General features: G+C 46.7%; 23 protein-coding genes, 1 rRNA gene and 1 riboswitch. Of the genes, 2 read left to right on the top strand and 22 right to left on the bottom strand.

Annotation, left to right across the window (positions count from 1 at the left end):
• Positions 1–33: 33 nt before the first annotated feature.
• The 10 genes from purR to ACQSGY_RS27310 form a co-directional block, all read right to left on the bottom strand.
• Positions 34–861 carry a pur operon repressor gene (purR, locus tag ACQSGY_RS27355; RefSeq protein ID WP_427181752.1) on the bottom strand — a complete coding sequence of 276 codons (828 nt, stop codon included), beginning with the start codon at positions 859–861 and terminating at the stop codon, positions 34–36.
• A gap of 97 nt (positions 862–958) precedes the next feature.
• Complete coding sequence (ispE, locus tag ACQSGY_RS27350) at positions 959–1,813, bottom strand: 4-(cytidine 5'-diphospho)-2-C-methyl-D-erythritol kinase (protein ID WP_427181781.1); 855 nt, start codon at positions 1,811–1,813, stop codon at positions 959–961.
• A gap of 150 nt (positions 1,814–1,963) precedes the next feature.
• On the bottom strand, positions 1,964–2,140 hold the full coding sequence (locus ACQSGY_RS27345; protein ID WP_090924606.1) for a small, acid-soluble spore protein, alpha/beta type: 177 nt from the start codon (positions 2,138–2,140) through the stop codon (positions 1,964–1,966).
• 298 nt (positions 2,141–2,438) lie between these two features.
• Positions 2,439–2,711: a biofilm formation stimulator Veg gene (veg, locus tag ACQSGY_RS27340; protein WP_110899231.1), complete on the bottom strand. Its 273-nt coding sequence runs from the start codon at positions 2,709–2,711 to the stop codon at positions 2,439–2,441.
• A 151-nt stretch (positions 2,712–2,862) separates the two neighbouring features.
• Positions 2,863–3,759 carry a sporulation peptidase YabG gene (yabG, locus tag ACQSGY_RS27335; protein WP_111273251.1) on the bottom strand — a complete coding sequence of 299 codons (897 nt, stop codon included), beginning with the start codon at positions 3,757–3,759 and terminating at the stop codon, positions 2,863–2,865.
• A 58-nt stretch (positions 3,760–3,817) separates the two neighbouring features.
• Entirely contained in the window at positions 3,818–4,720 is a 903-nt protein-coding gene (gene rsmA, locus ACQSGY_RS27330) for a 16S rRNA (adenine(1518)-N(6)/adenine(1519)-N(6))-dimethyltransferase RsmA (protein WP_427181750.1), read from the bottom strand.
• A 4-nt stretch (positions 4,721–4,724) separates the two neighbouring features.
• Positions 4,725–5,270, bottom strand: coding sequence for a ribonuclease M5 (gene rnmV, locus ACQSGY_RS27325; protein ID WP_216520645.1), 546 nt, complete (start codon positions 5,268–5,270; stop codon positions 4,725–4,727).
• Between the two features lie 155 nt (positions 5,271–5,425).
• Positions 5,426–6,607, bottom strand: coding sequence for a ubiquitin-like domain-containing protein (locus ACQSGY_RS27320; protein WP_248064951.1), 1,182 nt, complete (start codon positions 6,605–6,607; stop codon positions 5,426–5,428).
• A 269-nt stretch (positions 6,608–6,876) separates the two neighbouring features.
• Positions 6,877–7,130: riboswitch (cyclic di-AMP (ydaO/yuaA leader) on the bottom strand.
• A 241-nt stretch (positions 7,131–7,371) separates the two neighbouring features.
• A complete protein-coding gene (locus ACQSGY_RS27315; protein ID WP_427181748.1) occupies positions 7,372–8,139 on the bottom strand; it encodes a TatD family hydrolase in 768 nt (255 codons plus the stop codon).
• 338 nt (positions 8,140–8,477) lie between these two features.
• Positions 8,478–9,755: an HD domain-containing protein gene (locus ACQSGY_RS27310; protein ID WP_289376228.1), complete on the bottom strand. Its 1,278-nt coding sequence runs from the start codon at positions 9,753–9,755 to the stop codon at positions 8,478–8,480.
• Between the two features lie 327 nt (positions 9,756–10,082).
• Here ACQSGY_RS27310 and ACQSGY_RS27305 point away from each other — a divergent pair, with 327 nt between their 5' ends.
• On the top strand, positions 10,083–10,337 hold the full coding sequence (locus ACQSGY_RS27305; protein ID WP_017691383.1) for an AbrB/MazE/SpoVT family DNA-binding domain-containing protein: 255 nt from the start codon (positions 10,083–10,085) through the stop codon (positions 10,335–10,337).
• A 247-nt stretch (positions 10,338–10,584) separates the two neighbouring features.
• Here ACQSGY_RS27305 and rsmI read toward each other — a convergent pair whose 3' ends face one another.
• The 10 genes from rsmI to ACQSGY_RS27255 all read right to left on the bottom strand — a co-directional run bounded on the left by rsmI (position 10,585) and on the right by ACQSGY_RS27255 (position 19,091).
• A complete protein-coding gene (gene rsmI, locus ACQSGY_RS27300) occupies positions 10,585–11,469 on the bottom strand; it encodes a 16S rRNA (cytidine(1402)-2'-O)-methyltransferase (RefSeq protein WP_427181746.1) in 885 nt (294 codons plus the stop codon).
• Complete coding sequence (locus tag ACQSGY_RS27295) at positions 11,470–12,249, bottom strand: tRNA1(Val) (adenine(37)-N6)-methyltransferase (protein WP_427181744.1); 780 nt, start codon at positions 12,247–12,249, stop codon at positions 11,470–11,472. It lies immediately after the preceding gene.
• Between the two features lie 76 nt (positions 12,250–12,325).
• Positions 12,326–12,694, bottom strand: a complete 369-nt coding sequence (locus ACQSGY_RS27290) for an initiation-control protein YabA (protein WP_184190182.1) — start codon at positions 12,692–12,694, stop codon at positions 12,326–12,328.
• A gap of 28 nt (positions 12,695–12,722) precedes the next feature.
• Positions 12,723–13,523 carry a PSP1 domain-containing protein gene (locus ACQSGY_RS27285; RefSeq protein WP_111273244.1) on the bottom strand — a complete coding sequence of 267 codons (801 nt, stop codon included), beginning with the start codon at positions 13,521–13,523 and terminating at the stop codon, positions 12,723–12,725.
• 116 nt (positions 13,524–13,639) lie between these two features.
• Positions 13,640–14,611: a DNA polymerase III subunit delta' gene (gene holB / locus ACQSGY_RS27280; RefSeq protein ID WP_427181743.1), complete on the bottom strand. Its 972-nt coding sequence runs from the start codon at positions 14,609–14,611 to the stop codon at positions 13,640–13,642.
• Positions 14,612–14,620: 9 nt separating this feature from the next.
• Positions 14,621–15,064, bottom strand: a complete 444-nt coding sequence (locus ACQSGY_RS27275; RefSeq protein WP_111273242.1) for a YaaR family protein — start codon at positions 15,062–15,064, stop codon at positions 14,621–14,623.
• A gap of 354 nt (positions 15,065–15,418) precedes the next feature.
• Entirely contained in the window at positions 15,419–15,748 is a 330-nt protein-coding gene (locus ACQSGY_RS27270) for a cyclic-di-AMP receptor (RefSeq protein WP_047914178.1), read from the bottom strand.
• A gap of 62 nt (positions 15,749–15,810) precedes the next feature.
• Entirely contained in the window at positions 15,811–16,458 is a 648-nt protein-coding gene (gene tmk / locus ACQSGY_RS27265) for a dTMP kinase (protein ID WP_427181741.1), read from the bottom strand.
• Between the two features lie 421 nt (positions 16,459–16,879).
• Positions 16,880–18,682: an aminotransferase class I/II-fold pyridoxal phosphate-dependent enzyme gene (locus ACQSGY_RS27260; protein ID WP_427181739.1), complete on the bottom strand. Its 1,803-nt coding sequence runs from the start codon at positions 18,680–18,682 to the stop codon at positions 16,880–16,882.
• A gap of 223 nt (positions 18,683–18,905) precedes the next feature.
• Positions 18,906–19,091 carry a sigma factor G inhibitor Gin gene (locus tag ACQSGY_RS27255; RefSeq protein ID WP_110899245.1) on the bottom strand — a complete coding sequence of 62 codons (186 nt, stop codon included), beginning with the start codon at positions 19,089–19,091 and terminating at the stop codon, positions 18,906–18,908.
• A gap of 394 nt (positions 19,092–19,485) precedes the next feature.
• Between ACQSGY_RS27255 and ACQSGY_RS27250 the strand changes: the two genes are divergently transcribed.
• On the top strand, positions 19,486–20,010 hold the full coding sequence (locus ACQSGY_RS27250; protein ID WP_427181737.1) for a hypothetical protein: 525 nt from the start codon (positions 19,486–19,488) through the stop codon (positions 20,008–20,010).
• Between the two features lie 315 nt (positions 20,011–20,325).
• On the opposite strand, the gene ACQSGY_RS27245 is transcribed toward ACQSGY_RS27250, so the two are convergent.
• Positions 20,326–20,766, bottom strand: a complete 441-nt coding sequence (locus tag ACQSGY_RS27245; RefSeq protein WP_145406593.1) for a hypothetical protein — start codon at positions 20,764–20,766, stop codon at positions 20,326–20,328.
• A gap of 204 nt (positions 20,767–20,970) precedes the next feature.
• Positions 20,971–21,058 (bottom strand): 5S ribosomal RNA (gene rrf / locus ACQSGY_RS27240); the annotation flags it as partial.

Below are 21,058 nucleotides of genomic sequence, written 5' to 3'. Positions count from 1 at the left end.
AGAACCTTTCCCGACATGTTATTCGCCATGATTCTACAGGTCAAAATAGTTACCTGGCGAGACAGAAATATGTCTGCTCTTCGCATCAACTGCTGTCAGCTTCGCGAGAGATACATAATCCGTCAGCAAACGCTCCTCGGAGTCTACTGAACCGGACTCCACCAGCACACCCACCCCGGCTACCGTTGCATTAAACTCTGCCAGCAGATCAATCATACCTTGAACCGTACCCCCGGCCTTCATGAAATCATCCACAATTAGCACACGGGAATGCTCTTTCATTGCCCGGCGGGATAGGGACATGGTATGCAGACTTTTGTGGGACCCGGATACATAATTAATACTTACGGCCGATCCTTCCGTAGCCTGATGGTCCCTGCGAACGAGCACAACAGGAAGGTTAAGCTGGGCTCCAGTCGCATATGCGAGCGGGATTCCCTTGGTTTCCACCGTCATGACTACATCAATGTTCATATCGCCAAAAGCCGTTGCAAAGATTTTGCCCGCTTCATTCATCAGAGCCGGCTGCCCCAGAAGGTCTGACATATACAGATAACCTCCCGGCAAAATCCGGTCTGGCTGTGCAAGCTGTGTAGACAACCGATCAGCAAAAGCAAGAGCATGTTCCACAGGCACCTTCGGAATCCACTTCACTCCACCGGCAGCTCCCGCCAGTGTATGCAGTTCTCCTGACCCACCTTCTTCGAACACTTCCTTAATAATGGCCAGATCCTCACTGATCGACGACTTGGCAGCACCATAACGTTCGGCAAATGTGGTGAGCGGAATCACCGTATGTGGTCTCGACAATAAGTATTGCGTCATTTCAACCAGCCTTGCGCTTCGTTTTAACTTCTTCACAGAGATCCATCCTCACGATCACGGAAACATCCAAATCCGAATAATTATTTAAAAATATACCACCTTTATACGTGTTTGTACATTATAAAAGTAAATTTCACGTTAACATCCGCACAGCGTAAACTTCTTTGCAGAAGCCACGAAGGCCGTTATAGACCCGGGCCACTTTGGACTCCTTCGACACAAGTCCGAATACAGTTGGGCCACTCCCGGACATCAGCACCCCGTCTGCACCAAGGCGAATCATCGCATTCTTGAGATGCTGTACTTCCGGGTAAAGCTTCAAGGTCACATCCTCCAGCACATTACCCATCTGACTGCACACCTCTGTGAAGGACTGACTACGAATCGCCTGCTCCATTTTGGCGGCACTTGGATGCCGAACAATCTTGTCGCTGCGAAAGCGTCCATACACATCGGCAGTAGACACATTGATTGGAGGTTTGGCTAAAATCACCCAGCACTGTGGCGGATTAGGTATCGGGGTCAGCCTCTCTCCCCGTCCTGTTGCAAGCGCCGTTCCGCCTGTAATACAGAACGGCACATCCGACCCCAGCTCGGCACCCAGCTCCTGCAATTCCTGATCTGGAATGTCCAGCCGCCATAGACGGTTCAGCCCGCGAAGTGCAGCCGCTGCGTCACTGCTGCCCCCGGCAAGACCGGCAGCAACCGGAATTTTTTTGTCCAGATGAATATGAACTCCCGTGCGTACGTTGTAGCGCTCCTTGATCAGTCTGGCTGCCTGAAATGCCAGATTCTTCTCGTCCAGCGGAATATATCCCGCCTGACTGGAGATCACAATGGTATCGCGCGGCAGTTCCGACATCTCAAGCCGATCGGCCAGATCAACCATCGTCATGATCATTTCAACTTCATGAAATCCATCACTTCTTTTATGTAGGACATCCAACATCAAATTAATTTTAGCTGGCGCTTTTTCGTAAATTTTCAAGACGTTCACCCGTCCTCACCTTTTCCCTAAGACAACTTAACATATTATATCAAAATGGGACTGTCAAGTCATTTCTATTCCGCATCTACGGGGAAAAAGCAGGGGTATTCCAAATGAAATATCCCCGCTCTTCAATCTGATGAACGCTGACTATGATTTACGCGCTGCCTGCTCTGCCATCTGAATCGCCCGCTTCACCATGTTGCCTGCATCCTTGGCCTTGATCCCGCCCCAGCCCTCCTGCTGAACCGTATCATAGAAGCCGAGGTCCTTCGCCAGCTCATACTTCAGTTCCTCCGACATGACACTTCTTCTTCTGCGACTCATGATTGATCCTCCTTCATGGAAAAGTGATGGTGTAATCGAGGTGATAAGGCCTTCTAATTCCAGAATGCAGTATACCCAGGTCCTGGTCTGCCTGACATCTGATGCAGGGATATCTCCATGACCTGTCCCGTTAGTATGCCGTTCCTGCAGGATCATCATTCTTTCATGATCTCCCCATATAAACTCTTCATTAGATCCGCATATAAACCCTTCGTTAGTTCCGCATATAAACCCTTCATTAGTTCCGCATATAAAAAGCGACCCGCCCTCAAGGGGTGAGCCGCCTGTAAAACAATGCTTACGTCTCCATGAAGGAGTTCGTCTCGCTGCCAGGATCAAAAACCATGACCTCTACAGACTCCGTAAGTATATCCGCATAACTGTATGATACTCGCTTGAAGGTTTCCTGCTCTTCATCAAGCTTTACAATAAAAACAGAAGGGTACGTTTCTTCCAATACACCCGTACGCTCAATCGTCTTACGGCGGCCACCATTAGCCCGCAGCGTAATTTTCTGACCAATATGTGCATCGAGATTGCGTTTGATATCCAACAGCGTATTTTTAGCCATTGTGGACGTCCACCTCTTTTCTTGTCCATTATACCGTATTTTACAGTCATTGTCAAATCAAAGATAAATATTATATCAGCAGTAAAAAGTTGTTGTCAATGATTTTTTTCGCAAAGAAAAAAGCCCTTTCCAGGGCCCTATCCAATTTGGCTTATACTGCGGAAGGATTTACTTTTAATGTGGATAAATCGTTAAGACCCGGCAGACCTACCCGATAACTGCCTTTGGTTTCCACACCACCAACACCCTGAATGCCGCTGATAGTATTGTGGAGCACGTCATTCATGTTTACCGTATCTCGAACCGACGTGAAGGAAGCTTTGGCAGCCACATAGACCGGATCAAGCGCATGGATGAGAATTCTGCCAGGGGAGCTGGCAAAATTCGCTCCAGCACGCAGCAGTGCCTCAAAATGAGACTGACATGCTCCCGCAATAATGGTTAGTGCGTCCAGATGACGCTCATACTGCCTTGCCACCTGGATAGCAGAAACGAAATTTTGCGAATTTTTGTAGCTTCCGAGACTGTACAGATCATATGGCTGCCTTGTCTTTAATACGCCGTCATGACCTGTGATTACTACGATATCAGGACGAACTTTGGGCAGCAGGCGGTATAACGTATCCGCCATAGCAGACTCATGCACATACTGCCCTTCTGCAGGAACGCGAAGCTGCTCATATAGGTTCATGCTCTTTTTCAGATAGTTCGGATCTCCATCCAGATGCAGCACCTTGCCGGGCATTTCAAAATATGCCGGTTCCTGCTGCGCAGCCCATTCTTGCATCAGACCTTCCCGATTACGCTCCGCCTGCTCCATCCGGTGCTGCTGAAGCCGCGAGAGTGTCTGATGGGCTTTAATATGTGCCTGCCTTGTCTTTGCAGTCTGTGGTTCATAGGGAACCTGTATCAAATCATCCACCGGGGAGTCTGCCATCAGCCGGAACTCAGTCCCTTTAATGACCGCAGCATCCGCCTGAAGTCCCTCTACCCGAAAAGTCACATCACCACCGTATGACTTCCGAACGACCAAGTCTCCGATATTCATCAACATTATCACCTCTACCCCATCGTATGGGCAGAGACCCGGATTGGTTCATTCGAATTTACAGGTCGCCGCGAACTCCAGCATCCCACATGACGGTGCTAAGGGTCGCATACTCCTGCAAGCTTAATGTTTCTCCGCGCCGGGAAGGCTGAATGCCTGCCTGTTCAAGGAGCTGATCTGCCTGCTCCCTGTTCTCCTTCGTGAAGAAGCGTGCTTTCAGATTGTTAGAGATCGTTTTCCTGCGCTGGGCAAAAGAAGCCTGTACGACCTCGAAATAGTGCTTCTCGCTCGGAACCTGTACTGGCGGCTGCTCACGCACCTTCAGCTTGATTACCGCCGACTCTACATTCGGCTGAGGAATAAATACAGTAGGCGGAACCACACAAACCAGTTCCGGCATACTGTAATACTGCACGGCAATGCTAAGGCTGCCGTAATCCTTGGAGCCTGGCGCAGCTGCCATTCGTTCGGCCACTTCCTTCTGAATCATGACCACAATGCTGTCCACCGGCAGCTTCTCCTCCAGCAGCTTCATCATAATCGGGGTCGTTACATAATAAGGCAGGTTGGCAACAACGCTAACCTTATCCACTGAAGCAAAGTCAGTAGCAAACAGCTCGGCCAGATCCAGCTTGAGTACATCTCCGTGATGAACCCGTACATTCGGATAAGGCTCCATCACCTCTCCGAGAATCGGGAGCAGACGCTGGTCAATCTCTACCGCGGTAACCGGACCTGCCACGCGAGCCAGACGCTCTGTGAGCGCACCGATGCCCGGTCCGATCTCCAGCGCACCTTTGGATTCGTCAAGATCGGCTGCGCCGACGATTTTGTTCAATATATTTTGATCAATCAGAAAGTTCTGACCCAGACTTTTTTTGAAGGAGAATCCATGCTTTTGAATAATCTCCTTGGTGCGTTTCGGTGTAGCTATCTCAATGGTTTGATCCATGTCCTTCATAAGTTCACAATCCTTCACGTTCAATTTGCGCCAGTGCAGCGGAGAATTCTTCTCTGGTAATCTGAAATACACTCAATCGTTTGTGGAACTGCTTGCCGTTACAGTATCCAATCCCGAGCAGGTTGCCCATCTCCATCCGGCGTGCAGCAGCCCGTGGGTGTACAATCAGACCTGCTTCGATCAGATCCTCCCAGTCAATAAGAGGAGGTGCACCCTCATATGAGGTATGTACACGTGCCAGTGCATGACGAATGGCTTCTGGAGAAGCATTCTCTACCCCGATATCGCCTTTGCGCGTTGCATCTGCCTCTGGAATAAATGCATGCTTGCAGCCAGGAATTTTATTCGCAATAATTTTGCGGATTCGCTCTCCGGCATGATCGGGATCGGTCAGGATAATCACACCTCGTCTCTCCTGAGCAAGTGCGATTCGCTTCAGCACACGCTGATTAATTGCAGAACCTCCTGTTTCAATGGTGTCCGCCTCAACCGCCCGCCGAATGGCTACCGTATCGTCCCGGCCCTCCACCACAATCACTTCTTTTATCATGTTCCTTTTCTTCCTTTCTAACGCAAAAAGAAGAGGAATATCCTCTTCTCTGCCAAACGGCGGAGGAGACTGAATTCAGACCCCTCCGCCGCATATTCCGCATGAATCATTCATGCAACTATTTTATAGCATTCCCATATCAAAGTAAAACGATTTTAGTTCGCTTCCGGCTTCACCGGTCCAATCACGTAGACCGTTTTGCCTTTTTTACGTCCGAAATTCAGGGCATGCTTCACACTGTCGTAGTAAACGTCAATTTTATTGCCTTTAATCGCACCGCCTGTATCTTCCGCACGACGGAAGCCAAGGCCCTCGATGTATACCCACCAGCCAATAGGAATGACTTTAGGATCAACCGCGATGGTGCGCCCTTCTGTTACACGAGTACCAGAAGCCGTTTTCGTACCAATACCTGGCTCTTCGGCAGAGTAGGCAGTCATGGATACATTTTTTAACACCTTGGAATATTTAAAAGAAGTCCCGGCGACCGTAATCACCTTGCTGCCCGAGGCAGATGTTTTCGTCGAGTTCGCTGTTGTTGCTTTTTTGCTTGAGGTTTTGGCCGATACCAGTTGAACCTCAGGTGCTTTCACTACTGGTTTGGCTTTTGTACCTACCGCGATGACCTTATCTACACGATTAGTCGCGATCGTTTTGCCTACCATTTTTTTGGAGACGAGTTCCCCATCTTGAAATACCTTTTCGATATGCTGCACCAGTGTGCCTTCTTTACCGTTTACAACAACACGGTTATCCCCTTTGAACAAACTAGGATCTGCCGTTTTTACAACCTTGTACGCAATCGGGTGCTTCACATCCACAGTATGCTTTGTTACACGCACTACCCGAATCTTCATATCCGCTTTAATTGCGGTTCCAAGCGCTGGGTACACTTTATCATGATTTGCAACTTCAATACCTGATTGCTGAATTACATCTTGTACCGATGAATCGGTTGTATACAGAGTCTTGGTGTCTCCGTCTGCCGTAATTTTTACTGGAACGGCCCGCTCGATAACGATTCGGTCTCCATCTGCAATGGCCCCGTTCATGGGCATGGATACCTTGTCGTGAGGGCTGACTGTGATTGACTGCTCCTCCAACATTTCGTGAAGCATTCCTGTACGAGTCTCTACCACTTGAGCTTTGCCGTCAATAACCAGCGAAATTTGCTTCCCGGCCTGACCGTAAACGACTAACAAGATCATGATTGCAAGCGCAATTGAGAATATCGCGATCAGTGCCATTTGACGCAAGTTCTCATGCTTCCACCGCAACGCGAAAGACTTACTGGATGATCGTGACTCATGGGTCTCTTCTGGTTGGAATGTGCCCACTTCTCCGTCCTCCTTCATAGCCTCGCCGTCTAAAGTAATGCATGATGTATGTGACGCGACTATACCAAATTTTCCTACAGAACACAGATCAGAGGTAATGACCGGTTCTGCACCATGAACCCCTCTTCGCAACATGATGCCATCTTCGGAAAGCTTGCCGTAAGATGACGTTATTTCTTTTATTCAAAACAAAAAAAGCCAAAGAAAGAGTGTTAAGAGACTCTTTCGTGGCTTCCGAATGATTTGAATATCGGAAATTCATGCACGAGGTTGCCTCTCTTTTTCCGCTTGCGAGGTTAGCTGTCGGGTTCGGGCGAAAGAGAGCCGCCCTATCTTAGGTCACCCGCTCATGGCGGACGCCCTTGAATTCACCCCGAGACCCAAAGAAGAAATCAAATACGGCTTCGCAGATTCATTCGCTGCTTTTGGGTCAGCGAACGATGCGCATCGGCTGCAATCACCGATGTTTAAGCCCTATTGGTTCCCCCGCTCTCCGATAACGGAGACTCAGCGAGATTGATTCATGAAAGTATTGTTGTCTTATCGGAAAGTGTCCCTTTGTTCATCCCCCGAACATCTGTCCAATTTTCCGCACAACAATTCACTGAAAAGATGATATCCTGTTTTGATGCATGTTGTAAAGCATGGATCAAGTACGTTTTTCTAAATATTTGGTTAAAATATTGTAATATTCTTCAATTATTCGAATCAAAGAGCAGATTACCTCTCTATAACTCCCTTTTTCACCTGATTTACTCGATTTCTTATTGAATCCCAAATCGTTCCATGGCATTTTTGGTTGTTATTGCAGCAATTTCCTCGACCGAAATGCCTTTAATTTCCGCAGCTGCCTCGGCAACCAGACGTACATGCGCTGTTTCGTTTCGTTTTCCACGATAAGGATGGGGTGTAAGATATGGGGAGTCGGTTTCCAGGAAAAATCGATCCATCGGAACCTTCGCAAGCACCTCTTTGGGCTGCTTCGCATTTTTGAAAGTGACCGGTCCGCCGAAGGATAAGTGGAACCCTAAATCCAGACACATTTTTGCTGTTTCCCAGCTGCCTGAAAACGAATGCATGACTCCGCCAACTTCACCAGCCTTTTCTTCACGCAAAATACGAACAATATCCTCATGAGCATCGCGATTATGAATAACAATAGGCATATTCAACTCACGTGCTAATGCAATTTGTTGTCGTAATACGCGGTGCTGTACGTCCTTTGGTGAAGTGTCCCAATGATAATCCAAACCGATCTCGCCAATGGCTACCACCTTTTCATGTTTGCACAATGATGCAATCCATTCCAGATCACCCTCCTGCATCGTAATTGCATCCACCGGATGCCATCCCACCGCCGCATAGATAAAATCGTACGTTTCCGCCAGCTTCATCGTTGTCGGGATCGTCTCCCGATTGAAGCCAACATTGATCATACGTGTGACGCCTGCATCTACAGCCCGCTGGATCATGTCCTCCCGGTCTTCGTCGAATTGTGGCGCATCGAGGTGTGTATGTGTGTCGAATAACATGCTGTTTATTTCTCCCTTCCTGTCGATATAAAAATCCAGATTATTTCTGTATCAGACTCTCAAAATTATTTTTTTCTTAACCAATTGATTGGGACGATTTATTATTTCTTTATTTTCATTTTTAACACTCAAGCAACTATATATAGAAGGAAAATAAAAAGTCAAATCAATATGTTGCATCTAAACTGCATCTGGAACTGAACATTTCCTCTCTTCAATTACAAAATTATGTCGATCTACATTTACTCCCCATTAAAGCAGATTAATGTATCATGTAAAATAGCTCTCTTAGAAAGTCTTTCGATATCGAAATGTTCACCCTGCTGCACCACTCGGAATTACAGAAAATAGGGGCGTATATGGGACGGCAATTCATGCAAAATGGCATCCACCTTGTTTTGCGGGTAGTACAGATGATGTTTCCCTAGATGAAGACCGCTGATGGAACGCACAATATCGGAGACCTCTGACAATTCAATGAGTTTGTCCTGCCGATCCAGCAGAAGAATCTGTTTATCAGTAGATTGATCTGGACGAAACACATCATATGGATTATCCGTTGGAAAATCAATCTCAAGATCATATTCGGGATTCAGTCCTACGTGAACAAATGCCTCCCGAATCTCTTCAATGATGTTTAAGTCGATCTGTTCAAGCTCCACATATTTATACAACTTGCGATCCATAAAACGCTCGCACAGCTCGCTCAGAACAGCATCGTCCTCTTTACGCCACTGCATAAAGGCTGTCTGTATCAATGCTTCATCAAGCTGCAGATACTCATCAACGGAGATTTCACCATTAAACAGCTGAGGCAGTGGCTCCACCATGAAACGAAATGAAAATTGCTGCTTCACAAGCTCCTTTGCCCTTTTGAAAATTTGACGCAAAATAATTTCGGAGCTGCGCGTCACAGGATGAAAATAAATCTGCCAGTACATCTGGTATCTGGACATGAGGTAATCTTCAACAGCGTGCATGCCAGACTCTTTAACGACAATCCGTCCATGATACGGACGCAGCATCCGAAGAATTCGGTCCAAGTCGATGGTACCATAATTCACTCCGGTAAAATACGCATCTCGGAGCAGGTAATCCATTCGGTCAGCATCCAGCGGACTGGTCACCAGATTTACAACAATCGGTTTATCATAGGTTTTCTGGATGACAGAAGCAATTTTCTCTGGAAAATCAGGAGCGTACCGTCTTAGAATCGCCCCTACTTCGGTATCCCCCTGGATAATGCGGCAAGTCCAATCTTCATGATGCATATTAAAAGCCTCTTCAATGGAATGTGAGAAAGGCCCATGTCCAAGATCATGAAGCAGGGCAGCACAAAGTGCCACCAGCTTTTCTTCCTTCGGCCAGTCCGAATAATGACTTCGTTCAAACTGAGAGATAATTTTGCGTGTAATTTCGTATACACCTAAGGAATGGGAAAAGCGGCTGTGCTCTGCCCCGTGAAAAGTAAGATAGGACGTCCCTAATTGACGTATGCGGCGTAGCCGCTGGAATTCAGGTGTGTTGATGAGTTGCCAAATAATCGGTTCTTGCACATGGATGTAATTATGTACCGGATCTTTGAATACTTTTTCTTCCGTCAGACGATGTTCCATATCCATTCACTCCTTTTAAAATTTCTCTTGTTATAGATATTACCGCGTTTGGCTTCGTTTTTCATCAAGGATTCGACACACTTTGACGAACTTTGTCGAATAAAGGTGTTTTAACGTTTTCCAAATCGACAAAGCTGACATGGATGTTTAAATGCGAAATATTGCTCACAATCCCTTACTACCAGCAAACTCAACAAAAACCCCCTTTATTTTAAGCTAATTTTAAGGTTGACTGTTTTGGGAATCGTTGGTATGATGAGTATCATAAAACATAAAATAATGTCGAATAATGACAATGATAGTTAGCTGAGAGGAGCACTGATTATAATGATGAAATCAACAGGTATTGTAAGAAAAGTGGATGAACTGGGACGGGTAGTTATTCCAATCGAATTGCGTCGTACGCTCGGTATTGGTGAAAAAGATGCTCTGGAAATCTATGTAGACGGCGAGCGCATCATGCTGAAAAAATACGAGCCAGCTTGTATCTTCTGTGGTAACGCAGAGAACGTAACTTACTTCAAAGGCAAAATCGTTTGTAACGAATGTATTTCCGAAATCCCTGCACCAGTAGCAAAATAAAAAATAACAGGTATCATTGAATTATCTATATCGTTAATTCTAACCTTTTTATATTCCTTAATGTCCCTCCCGGTGTGTACCCCACCGCTGGAGGGATTTTTTCTACCCATCATGAAGAGCTGTCACATATCTTTCACATTTTATTGCAATACCCACTTTTCATTTTAAGGTTTTACTAAGGTTAGATTTAAGTTCCCTTTCAGGTCATTTACCCCATTTTTTGAAAATGTTATTTGTTCCAGCCTTTTTATTCGATCAGCGCGTTGTATACATCCCGTTTGGTCAGACCGCGATCCCCTGCTGTTTTTTTCATCGCATCCTTCCGGCTGTTTCCTTCATTCTCATAGTGCGCAACATGCTCTTCCAGTGAAAGAACCTGCCACCAGGCTTCCCGTTCAGCCTTACGCTCCTCTTCCCGGATTCCTTCCACCAACAGACAATATTCGCCTAAAGGGGGGTGCTGCTCCAGCCATTCGATACATTCCTGCAAATTACCTCTTACAAATTCCTCATGCCGCTTGGTCAGCTCCCGTGCCAATACAATCGAACGATCGCCCAGAATCTCTTCCAGGTGCATTAACGTTTTGCGAATACGATGAGGGGATTCATAGAACAACAGCGTTCCATTGGATTCGTTAAAGGACTCCAGCACTTTCCGCATATCCTTTTTCTCCCGTGGTAAAAAACCACCAAACGTGAATCGCTCCGTTGGCAACCCGGATACGATCAAAGCGGATAATGCAGCATTCGGACCTGGAATCGGAATTACCGTAATTCCCGCTTCAATTGCAAGCTTCACCAGATCAGAACCCGGGTCTGAAATGGCTGGAAGACCCGCATCACTGACCAGTGCCAAATTTTTTCCTTCTATTATATAGCGTATCAATTCAGGGCCACTTGCACTCTTATTGTGCTCATGATAACTGAATAGCATAGACGGTGTAATTTCAAAATGGGTCAGCAGCTTTCGCGTTTGACGAGTATCTTCTGCGGCAATAATGTCACAGCTCTGCAATGTCTTGATTGCACGGAACGTCATATCCTCCAGATTGCCAATCGGTGTACCCACCAGATAAAGCTTACCAGCATGATCGGACTGCTCACTGAAACTTTTCTGAACATGCAGTGTCATCTAGTTTCCTCCTTCCTTCGTACGTCCAGCCTGCTGCTGGCCATAGTAGATCTCCATAATCTCATCACAATAATTCCCCTGTTCATTGTAAACAATAAGCGGCGGCAGCATGCGCACCTCTGGCTTGCCATCCTTCATCGCTTCAATCAGCACCATATTGGCTTCCAGATGAGCACGCGGATGCACCATACGAATACGTTTGGGCTCCAGCTTGTACTGACGCATTAATGATATGATTTCACCCAGTCGCTGCGGGCGGTGAACCATCGATACCTTTCCCCCATTGCGTACAAGACGATTGCATGCCTGAATGACTTCCTCCAGGGTGCAGCCAATCTCATGACGTGCCATCGCCTGATGTGTATTGGCTTTAAGATCACTCCCATTCAGAGGCATGTAAGGTGGATTAACAGTAATTGCATCGTACACGGCATGTCCTGTCTCATTCACCAGTTCCCGAAGGTCTCCCTCACGAATCAGGATGGAGGCTTCAAGCTCATTAAGCTGCACACTTCGACGTGCCATATCAGCCAGTCTCGGCTGAATCTCGATTCCCTCCAGGCTTGCCTGTGTACGTGTTGTCAGCAGAATAGGCACAACGCCGTTACCTGTGCATAGATCGAGAACACGTCCGCGCTTCGGTACAGATGCAAAACGTGCAAGCAATACAGCGTCCATCGAAAAACTGAACACTTCATCGCTTTGAATAATTCGCAAGTCGTGAGAGAGCAGATCATCAATTCGCTCCGACTCCTGTAAAATCACTTCATGGTCTGTCATATGTTACACTCATCCTCCGGTATTCTATAACGTTTATAACCTTGAAAAAAAACCGTAGGGAATCCCTACGGCCATTTCATTTATTCAAAAAAGACAGGCAGAACAGACAATCTCCTTCCGTCCGCAAATGTCCATAATAGACGTTGCAGATGTGGAAGCCTTCGTGATACAACCGGGCCAGATTATCGTAACCCTCTCCCACCACATCTTCACCCGCAGCCGGGCCAGCCGGTCTTGCTACAGGTGCAAGCGCAGAGGAGATCGGCAGATCAGCCGGCGCTTCACGCTTCAGCAGTTTGCGTAACTGCTCATTCTCAATGGTAAGCCGCTGATTATCCTCCAGCAGCTCTTTAACAATCATTTTTAATTCTGCTAAATCACCGTGCAACTGACCCATTTGGGTTTCCATTTCATGAATGTGTGTGAACAGATTTTTCTTTTCCAAGTTTCCACCCCGAAGCAACCTTTATGGTTTACTTGATAACGACGTCATCCAGCGGAAGTTCTTTGACTTTACTGATGTCGAACAGTTGAACATGCACCGTGCGGTTACCTGCGTTAATTCCGACAACTTTACCTTCACCCATTGAAGTGATGACCAGTTTGCCTACTGCCGGCAGTTCTTCTCTCACACTTTCGTAATTATCATGCTCAAATTTCAGACAGCACATAAGTCTTCCGCACAACCCTGAAATTTTCGTCGGATTCAGTGACAAGCTCTGATCTTTAGCCATCTTGATTGATACCGGCTCAAAATCTCCCAACCAGGAGGAGCAACATAATACACGTCCGCAAGGTCCGATTCCACCAAGCATTTTTGCTTCATCACGGACACCAATCTGTCTCAGTTCAATTCGTGTCCGGAAGATGCTAGCCAGATCCTTGACCAGCTCGCGGAAATCTACTCTTCCTTCTGCCGTAAAATAAAATATGATTTTATTGCGATCAAACGTAAATTCTACATCGACCAGCTTCATCTTGAGGCCATGGTCTCTGATTTTATTTAAACAAGTACCGAAAGCTTCCTTGGCTGCACGCTTGTTCTCATCCACTACGCGGGCATCTGTATCACCAGCAACGCGGATAACCTTTTTGAGCGGCAGTACCACATCAGCTTCGCCTACTTCCTTCTTACCCACGACAACCTTGCCGTACTCAACCCCTCGTGCCGTTTCCACGATCACGCAGCTTTCTTGCTCGATAGGAAGGTCCAGGGGATCGAAGTAATAAATTTTGCCCGCTTTTTTGAAACGGACACCCACTACACTGTACAAAAAATTAACCCCCTTGTAAGCCAACCCCACTTCGTCTGAAGCCCTGACTTCTTAGGGAACCCGCCGAAGTTATAACCGTTTGCATAGGATTGGAACTCACATGATGCTCTCCAGCCTTATGCCAAACCGATCAAAAATTGCTCCAGACAAAGCTGGCCATTGACATTAAACCGCAATTTTTTTCTGCATGCCGCGGCCAAATCCATATAGGAGACCCACTGCTCCGTGCTGCGGGTATGTGCCAACTGAGACAGCATGTCTAACTGATCTATAAAAACGATATGTTCATGCCTACCGTACTGAACATACAGCATGTCCCTGAACCATAAATGGAACAGACTAAGCAGCATGTCCAGATGTTCCGAGAGTCCTGTTTTAAAAAGCTTCTGCTGTGCCGAGATCAAGGATGTGCTTCCTCTGCCCAGGGACTCCTTCCCTAATTGTAACATTACGTTTCTAATTTCTGCAAACCAATTCTGCTGGAGAATTTCTCTACATGCTTCCAGTCCTGACGCTAAATGGACAGCGGGCCGGGCCAGATTCACAGGATACTCTTCCTCTATCAAAATTTGAAGCATTTCCTCCGGATTGAGCGCACTGAACGGCACCAGTTGGGAACGAGAGCGGATCGTAGGAAGCATAGCTTGACCGTTATCTGTAAGCAGAATACCTACTGCAGGCACCTGAGGTTCTTCCAGAAATTTCAGCAGGCTGTTCGCCGCCTGAACCGTCATTTTCTCCGCCTGCTCTATGATATACACCTTGGGGTGTCCCGCCTCTGACCGGTAAGAGAAAATGCGCTGTAAATCGCGAATCTGATCTATTTTAATGTTATTCCCATCCGGTGCCAGTATCGTCAGATCCGGATGGTTTCCATGTTCTATTTTACGACATTCAAGACATTTCCCGCAGGCGTCATCCTCAAGCTCTGTGCAGAAGATTGCCTTGGCGAATGCCAGAGCTGTTTGCAGCTGCCCGCTCCCGGGCGGACCACTGAACAAATATGCATGACTGATCGCCTGACGTCTCAAACTGCTTTGTAACAATTGCTTGGCTGCCTGTTGGCCCTTAATCTGTTGAAAGGACATACTTCCTCCTCAAAAGCTTAAATTAATAAGCATCCCCCTAATTTCTCCTACTTGTTGTAAAAGAGTGATCTTCCCTTCTTCTGTATCCAGCAATTCATCCGCCATAGATAACAGAGCCGAGTCAATCTCATCAATCAGTTTGTATCGTTTACCTCTGCCCCGACGATCCCATCCCCGCGTTTCCTTCATCGTGACACCGCGGCGGACCGTCTCTTCAAGAAACCTTTTGACTAGCTGCTTGTAAGCCTTCAGCTCACGAATCGTCATAGAACGACTCAAGCGTTCGCCCTGAAGCTGAATTTCACTTAGTCGGCGATTAAGCTCTGCTTGTGAAGCACGTTCGCCCTGGTGATTCATCATATCAGAGAAACTTTTGGATTGAACCGGCTTGGAGCCGGAATCATTCGTATTGATTCCACTCTGCATCGGCCTGAATCCAGGATTAATTTTCATGGATACGCCTGCTTTCTATTCATCGTTAGGCCAATCGCACATCAGCACAGAGCGCGCTGCGCCTGTGCGTAAGATCGTTCTTATATGTTTAAACTTCATTGTATATATAATGGTAGAAAAGATGATCTTATCTACGATTGTGTTCTAACTCGTCTCTCCCCAAAGAAGGTCCTCACTCTGGAGTAAAGTCTTCTTTGGGAGAGAGTGTACCGGTTCCTTTTTATCAAAAAGGGCGCTCCATAAGTTGGCACGTATGCATACAGGATACGTCCTTTACATCATTCCTTATCATCTTGCAAGATACAATCATGCTATTGATAATGAAAACACTCATGGATTTCATGCACAGACAGATCAGAAATGCTCGAAACGATCTACCGGAAGAACAAATACCGTTGCTCCACCAACTTGAACTTCAACAGGCAGCGGCAGGTACGAGTCGGTCGTTCCGCTCATAGGTGTAACCGGAGTTACGAGCTGTTCACGAACCTTACAGCTGCTGCGAATAACGTTCATAACGGATTCGACCTGACTATCATCGACACCGATCATAAACGTCGTGTTGCCTGCCTTCAAAAATCCACCCGTACTGGCAAGCTTTGTTGCCCGAAAGTTCGCTTTGACCAATGCGCTGGATAATCGGTTGCTGTCTTTATCCTGTATAATCGCAACAATCAGTTTCATCCTGCATAACCTCCTTCAGAATAAGCACTTTTAGCAAAATGCCATGTCTATATATTAGACAATTACTCGTCAAAATCCTTCAAAATCCCGTTCTCCAGCGACAAAATCATCGCTTTCTCCACCTCATCCGGATTCTGTGAAGCATCAATCATTTGAATACGCTCTGGAAATTGCTTCTGTAGCAGGAAGTACGCTTCACGTACTTTACGATGAAACTCCAGATTCTCCAGATCCAGACGATTGACTTCACGACCATCGTGAGCTTCAATACGCCCAAGTCCCTGTTCCGGCTCAATATCGAGATAGAGAGTTACATCTGGCATCAAATCGCCAATTGCAAAACGATTAATCGCCCAGACATTCTCTATTCCTAGGCCGCGAGCATATCCTTGATAGGCCAGACTGCTATCGACAAACCGATCACAGATGACCGTTTTGCCCGCTTGCAGCGCAGGCTCTACCTTCTCCGCCAGATGCTGGCTTCGTGCTGCTGCATAGAGCAGTGCTTCGGTTCGGGCATCCATCGCCGTATGAAGAGGGTCAAGGATGATGCTGCGTATTTTCTCTGCAATCTCAATCCCGCCAGGTTCCCGTGTGATTAAGTAAGGTATACCCCGTTTCTCAAAATAAGAACCGATTCTACCGATCATCGTCGTTTTCCCTGAGCCCTCTCCTCCTTCCAGCGTAATGAATTTACCTCTGCCCTGCATATGCTTCCCTGCCTTCTGTATTCATAGCTGCATCCATTCAAGGCTATTATGCAAGTGCCTAGACCCTCTTACATCAGGATATGATGCCACTCGCCCAGAGGTGTATCGTAAACAACTGCATTTAATAACACTAAAATAATACAAGCTTGTTTTCTTTCTATCATACTATAAGCAGGCTGTTCCTCCAACATGAAACGTAAGACCTTTTTCAACCAAGATATATATCACTTTAAATCAAACAGGTGACAAGCACCCTATTATCGTCTTAACCTGCCGTAAAGGCAAATAGCAGCTCCATTAGTGATGGCGGATAACAAGACAAGAGCAAGAGCCATAGAAACATCTAAAGCTGAAAATGCTACATACTATCTGAGCCTTCTGCAAGCTAAACACTAGTGAGCTTTCTATTCTTCACACATCGTTAACGCTGCTTCATGACCTTTAATGTACGTGCTGTATGATCGGATATTCCGTGAAACCTGGCTCCTTCCTCGCGTAAAGTTCTTATTCGTGCTATTACCTTGGTACTTATATGCTCTCCAGGATACAACAGAGGAATCCCCGGGGGATACGGAATAACCATTTCTGCCGAACGGTAGCCTGAGCTATCTTCAATGGGTAATTCGATAGTGTCTGTCTCCTTGATCGGTTGAAGGGAGAATACCACAGGCTCCGAAACAGCATTGTTTTGTTCCTTAATGTTCCACGTGGAAACATATTTTGGTGGATTGTTCTCGGCAACTGACTGTGCAGACCTGATCAAAGGCAGCGAATACTCAGGCGGCATATTGTCCTCATGTATATGTCGCAAAGCCTCTAACAGCTGCTCGGCATCCTGTAAGGTCGAGCCAAGACTGAAGAGCAGAACGACGTTCCGCTCGTCGCTCATCTCGGGCACGCAGCCGCAGGCTTCCAGCTGCTGCTGCAGCCCATAACCGCTCAGCACCCCTGTGTCGTCATATATGACGACCTTGAATGGGTCCTGAGCGGTATAGCCGGCGCGGCCAGGCATCGCCGCCGGCACTTCATGGCCGCACGGCGGCCCCTGCTGCAGCGGCACATCCGCAGGCTGCAGCAGTTGGAAGCGCGGCAGCTCCGCCAGGCCGCGCTTGAAGGCTTTCACGGCAGCAAAACCTGCCGTGAAGGCCTCTGCGCCGTGCACATGCAGCAGCCGGCGCGACAGATCAAGCGAAGCCATCACCGGGTACGATGGGCTCGAGCTTTGCACCATGGCCAGACGCTGCCGCAGCAGGGACCGGTTCAAATGCGGTCCCTGCACGTGCAGCATGGCTCCCATGGTGAATGCGGCCAGCATCTTATGCGTCGACTGCACTACACCGTCTGCTCCGCAGGACAGTGCAGACGCAGGCAGCTCCGAATGCTGCCCGTAATGCGCGCCATGCGCTTCATCCACGAGCAATGGCATGCCAGCATCATGGCAAACCTCGGCAATTGGCGTCAAATCCGCGCCCATGCCATAATAATTCGGCAACGTGACAAATACGCCCTTTGCCTCAGGATACTTCTGGACAGCAGCCTGAACCGTCTCAACCGACGGCATGACAGCAAGTCCAGATACAGGGTCAACCCATGGCTCCAGAAATACCGCCCTTGCGCCCCCCAGCATTAAACCGTGAATGACCGATTTATGTACGTTGCGCTGAACCAGCACAATACTCTCCGGCTCATCGCACACCGTCAGCAGTAAAGACAGATTGCCCGCGGTACTGCCACCCACCAGAAAAAAGCTTTCTTCCGCACCAAAACAATCCGCTGCCAGATCCTGCGCCTCCCTGATGACTCCCTCAGGATGATGAAGATCATCCGTGCCCGTAATCTCTGTAACGTCCATCTCCATCATCTCCAGATACGCGCGAACGGGTACAACTGAATTCTGGAAACGGTCTGCATCATACAATCGTCCTGCAGGATTCTGCTCATCAACAGGATTCAATGGATTCACTCCCGCAAAGACAGCCTCCCCCTGTTCATGCTCCCTCTTTTGTCCAGTCCCTGTCACCCTTTCTTTCTCAGTGAACGTTTCTGTCCATTTTTGTTCCTGCACTGTATCTTGCTTCGTATGCCCTATCCACCGATGATAGGCTTGTCCATTTTTGTGTCCGGGCACATGAAATGAACGCTGCTTCGAATGACGGTATGCAAGTAATGCTTCATATATAGGTGCCTTCTCTTTGCCAACCTTTGATTTATTATTTTCATTCATAAGTTAACCATCCTGTGACTGTTATTCTTTTTTTATGCCCATTGAACCTGTATTCGTTATAATCAGCATACGCCTTCTATACAGGCCACACAAGATATTGCTCCACATCACATAACAAAAAAAGGGCCCATAGGCCCTTCTCAATTCAGTAGCATAAGAATATGAATTTCTAACGTTTAACCGGAGAATAAAACCTCCATGAGACGCTCATTTGGCAGTCAACTCAAGCGTTCTTTTGTACCCATATCTGTTTCATCTGATGAATAAAAAAATTATACTTCGCATCCTGCGCATCGGTATGAACCATCTCAGCTTCACAAGTATCGCATATGAATTCAGATACAATAAAAATGCCTTCTCTCTTCCTCTGTTCGCAAATAATACATGTGTGTTCGGCATGTTCTTCCATGAACCATCCCACCTTGTTTTACGTTTACTATCAGTATTGCACAGTTTCTATTATTTTAAACATTTTCATAGTGCTTTCTTTCTATAAAATATATATATTCGCTTCCACCTCTATAGGTGTCTGTACCGAAAATTACAACCGGTAATCTATGCTCAAGCATCCTCTGCATGGATAGGATCACCCATTTCCCTTATCATGAACCAATGTTAACCCTTTATACAGTCTTACCGTAATCCAAACTTCATAATAATAATCTTAAAAAAACTTGGAATTTCAGCCGATATATAAGATATGATAACGATATCAGAGTTTTCCAGCCCTATCATCCATATCCCCAAATACATATGCATAGCCCATTCTATTACTGTATACCTGAAGGAGGATTTATAATCGTATGATCGCCGAACCGGAGAATAAGGCAACCTTTTATCAGTACCGTCTTCTGAAAAAAAAGGCTATTGCCCGCAGTGTCATATACAGCTACCTGTGTTTACCCGTTATGATGCTCTTTTTTAATCTGCTAGCCTTCTCCTGGACCGGCCTCTTCTTCTTTTTGCTGGCAGGGCCGATCACCCTATGGATTCATTATGTCATCGCCAGAACCATCCTGCTGCTGGTACGCACCTCCTATGCGAAGCGCTGGCGCTGGAACCTCAGAATGCCTTGGTTCGGCTACGTTCCAGATCAGCATTTTAGCTATCGCATGTTTGTCCGTGTTCATCTGAACATGAGCTGGATCGGTTTATGTATCATTACTGTGTGCCTGTTATGGTCGCCGGTGTCCTTCACGATGTCACTGCTATTCTGGCACCTCTGGATGCTTGGACCTCGCTTCTACGTCATACTCATCCTCGCTCGCGGACGTAAAGATGGCCTCATTAAATTAAACGAGCAAGATGTCTCTTATTATCTTCAGTAAGGTGAATCCGACATCATCCCTGTACCTCATCATGAGATTTAAATCTATCATCCAAAAAAGGTTATCCACTGTGGATAACCTTTTTTATTCCCCGATTTATCTGACCTTCATCTTATCCACAGCATCGGGTTTGCTTACTCTTTCCTTTGCTCCAGATGTCCTTTTCTATGCCTTATCATAAAACTCCGGGGTTACCCTTTTCCTTCTCCTTTCTCTGCTGCTTAAAAAAATAAAAAAGCCCTCATCGTATCGAAGAGGACATTCAGTATATGGGAACATTACATTGTTAATTGTTACGTCACATCATGAATCCGATCAATCATCTTCACCAAGTGATTTAACGGTCGTTTGCGTTGTTTCATTCCGAGGAACCATTAAAGTAAAAGACCCATCATGAACAGCTAACTGTACGATATGTCCTTCCTTCGCAAAAACATGCAGGTTGCTGGAAGTGTTTGAGGATTGTTTAGTCTGCTTTTCCGTCCATCCCCAACTTTTAATCTCGTCAAGATAAACCTCGGGTAGGCTCATACCTTCATTAATTCCAGACAATGTATATCGAACGTAATCCATATCCGAGTTATTCTCGGACTGGTCAGATTTATTCGCTACTTTGGGTACCGGAAAACTCTTCTCGTTAACCGCACCTTCATAAGAGGTCCATACAGATCCTGAAGCTTCACCGCAGCCTGCAAGAACAATCGCTAGACAAAGCAACAGTATGGAATGAAGTCCAACTCTCCGCCAACTTAACACACACACCCTCCTTTTCACAGCTGCACAATCCAGCTCTTCGGTCAGGTACTTTTAGCATATTTAACATAGTCCTATTATACTGGTTTTACCCCTGCCATCCGTAACAAAAATGTTACCTTCACATAACGAAGATGTAAGCGCATCATATGCAAAAAATCTTAAAAAATAAAAACCACCACCGAACATCATCGGCAGTGGTTCTTTGCTTGGCGGCTTCCTACTCTCCCAGGACCCTGCGGTCCAAGTACCATCGGCGCTAGAGGGCTTAACGGTCGTGTTCGGGATGGGTACG

It is taken from the genome of Paenibacillus sp. TC-CSREp1 (assembly GCF_050171015.1).
Lineage (GTDB): Bacteria > Bacillota > Bacilli > Paenibacillales > Paenibacillaceae > Paenibacillus > Paenibacillus silvae.
Note: the sequence above shows the minus strand (reverse complement) of the source record. Positions and strands in the feature narration are given on the sequence as shown.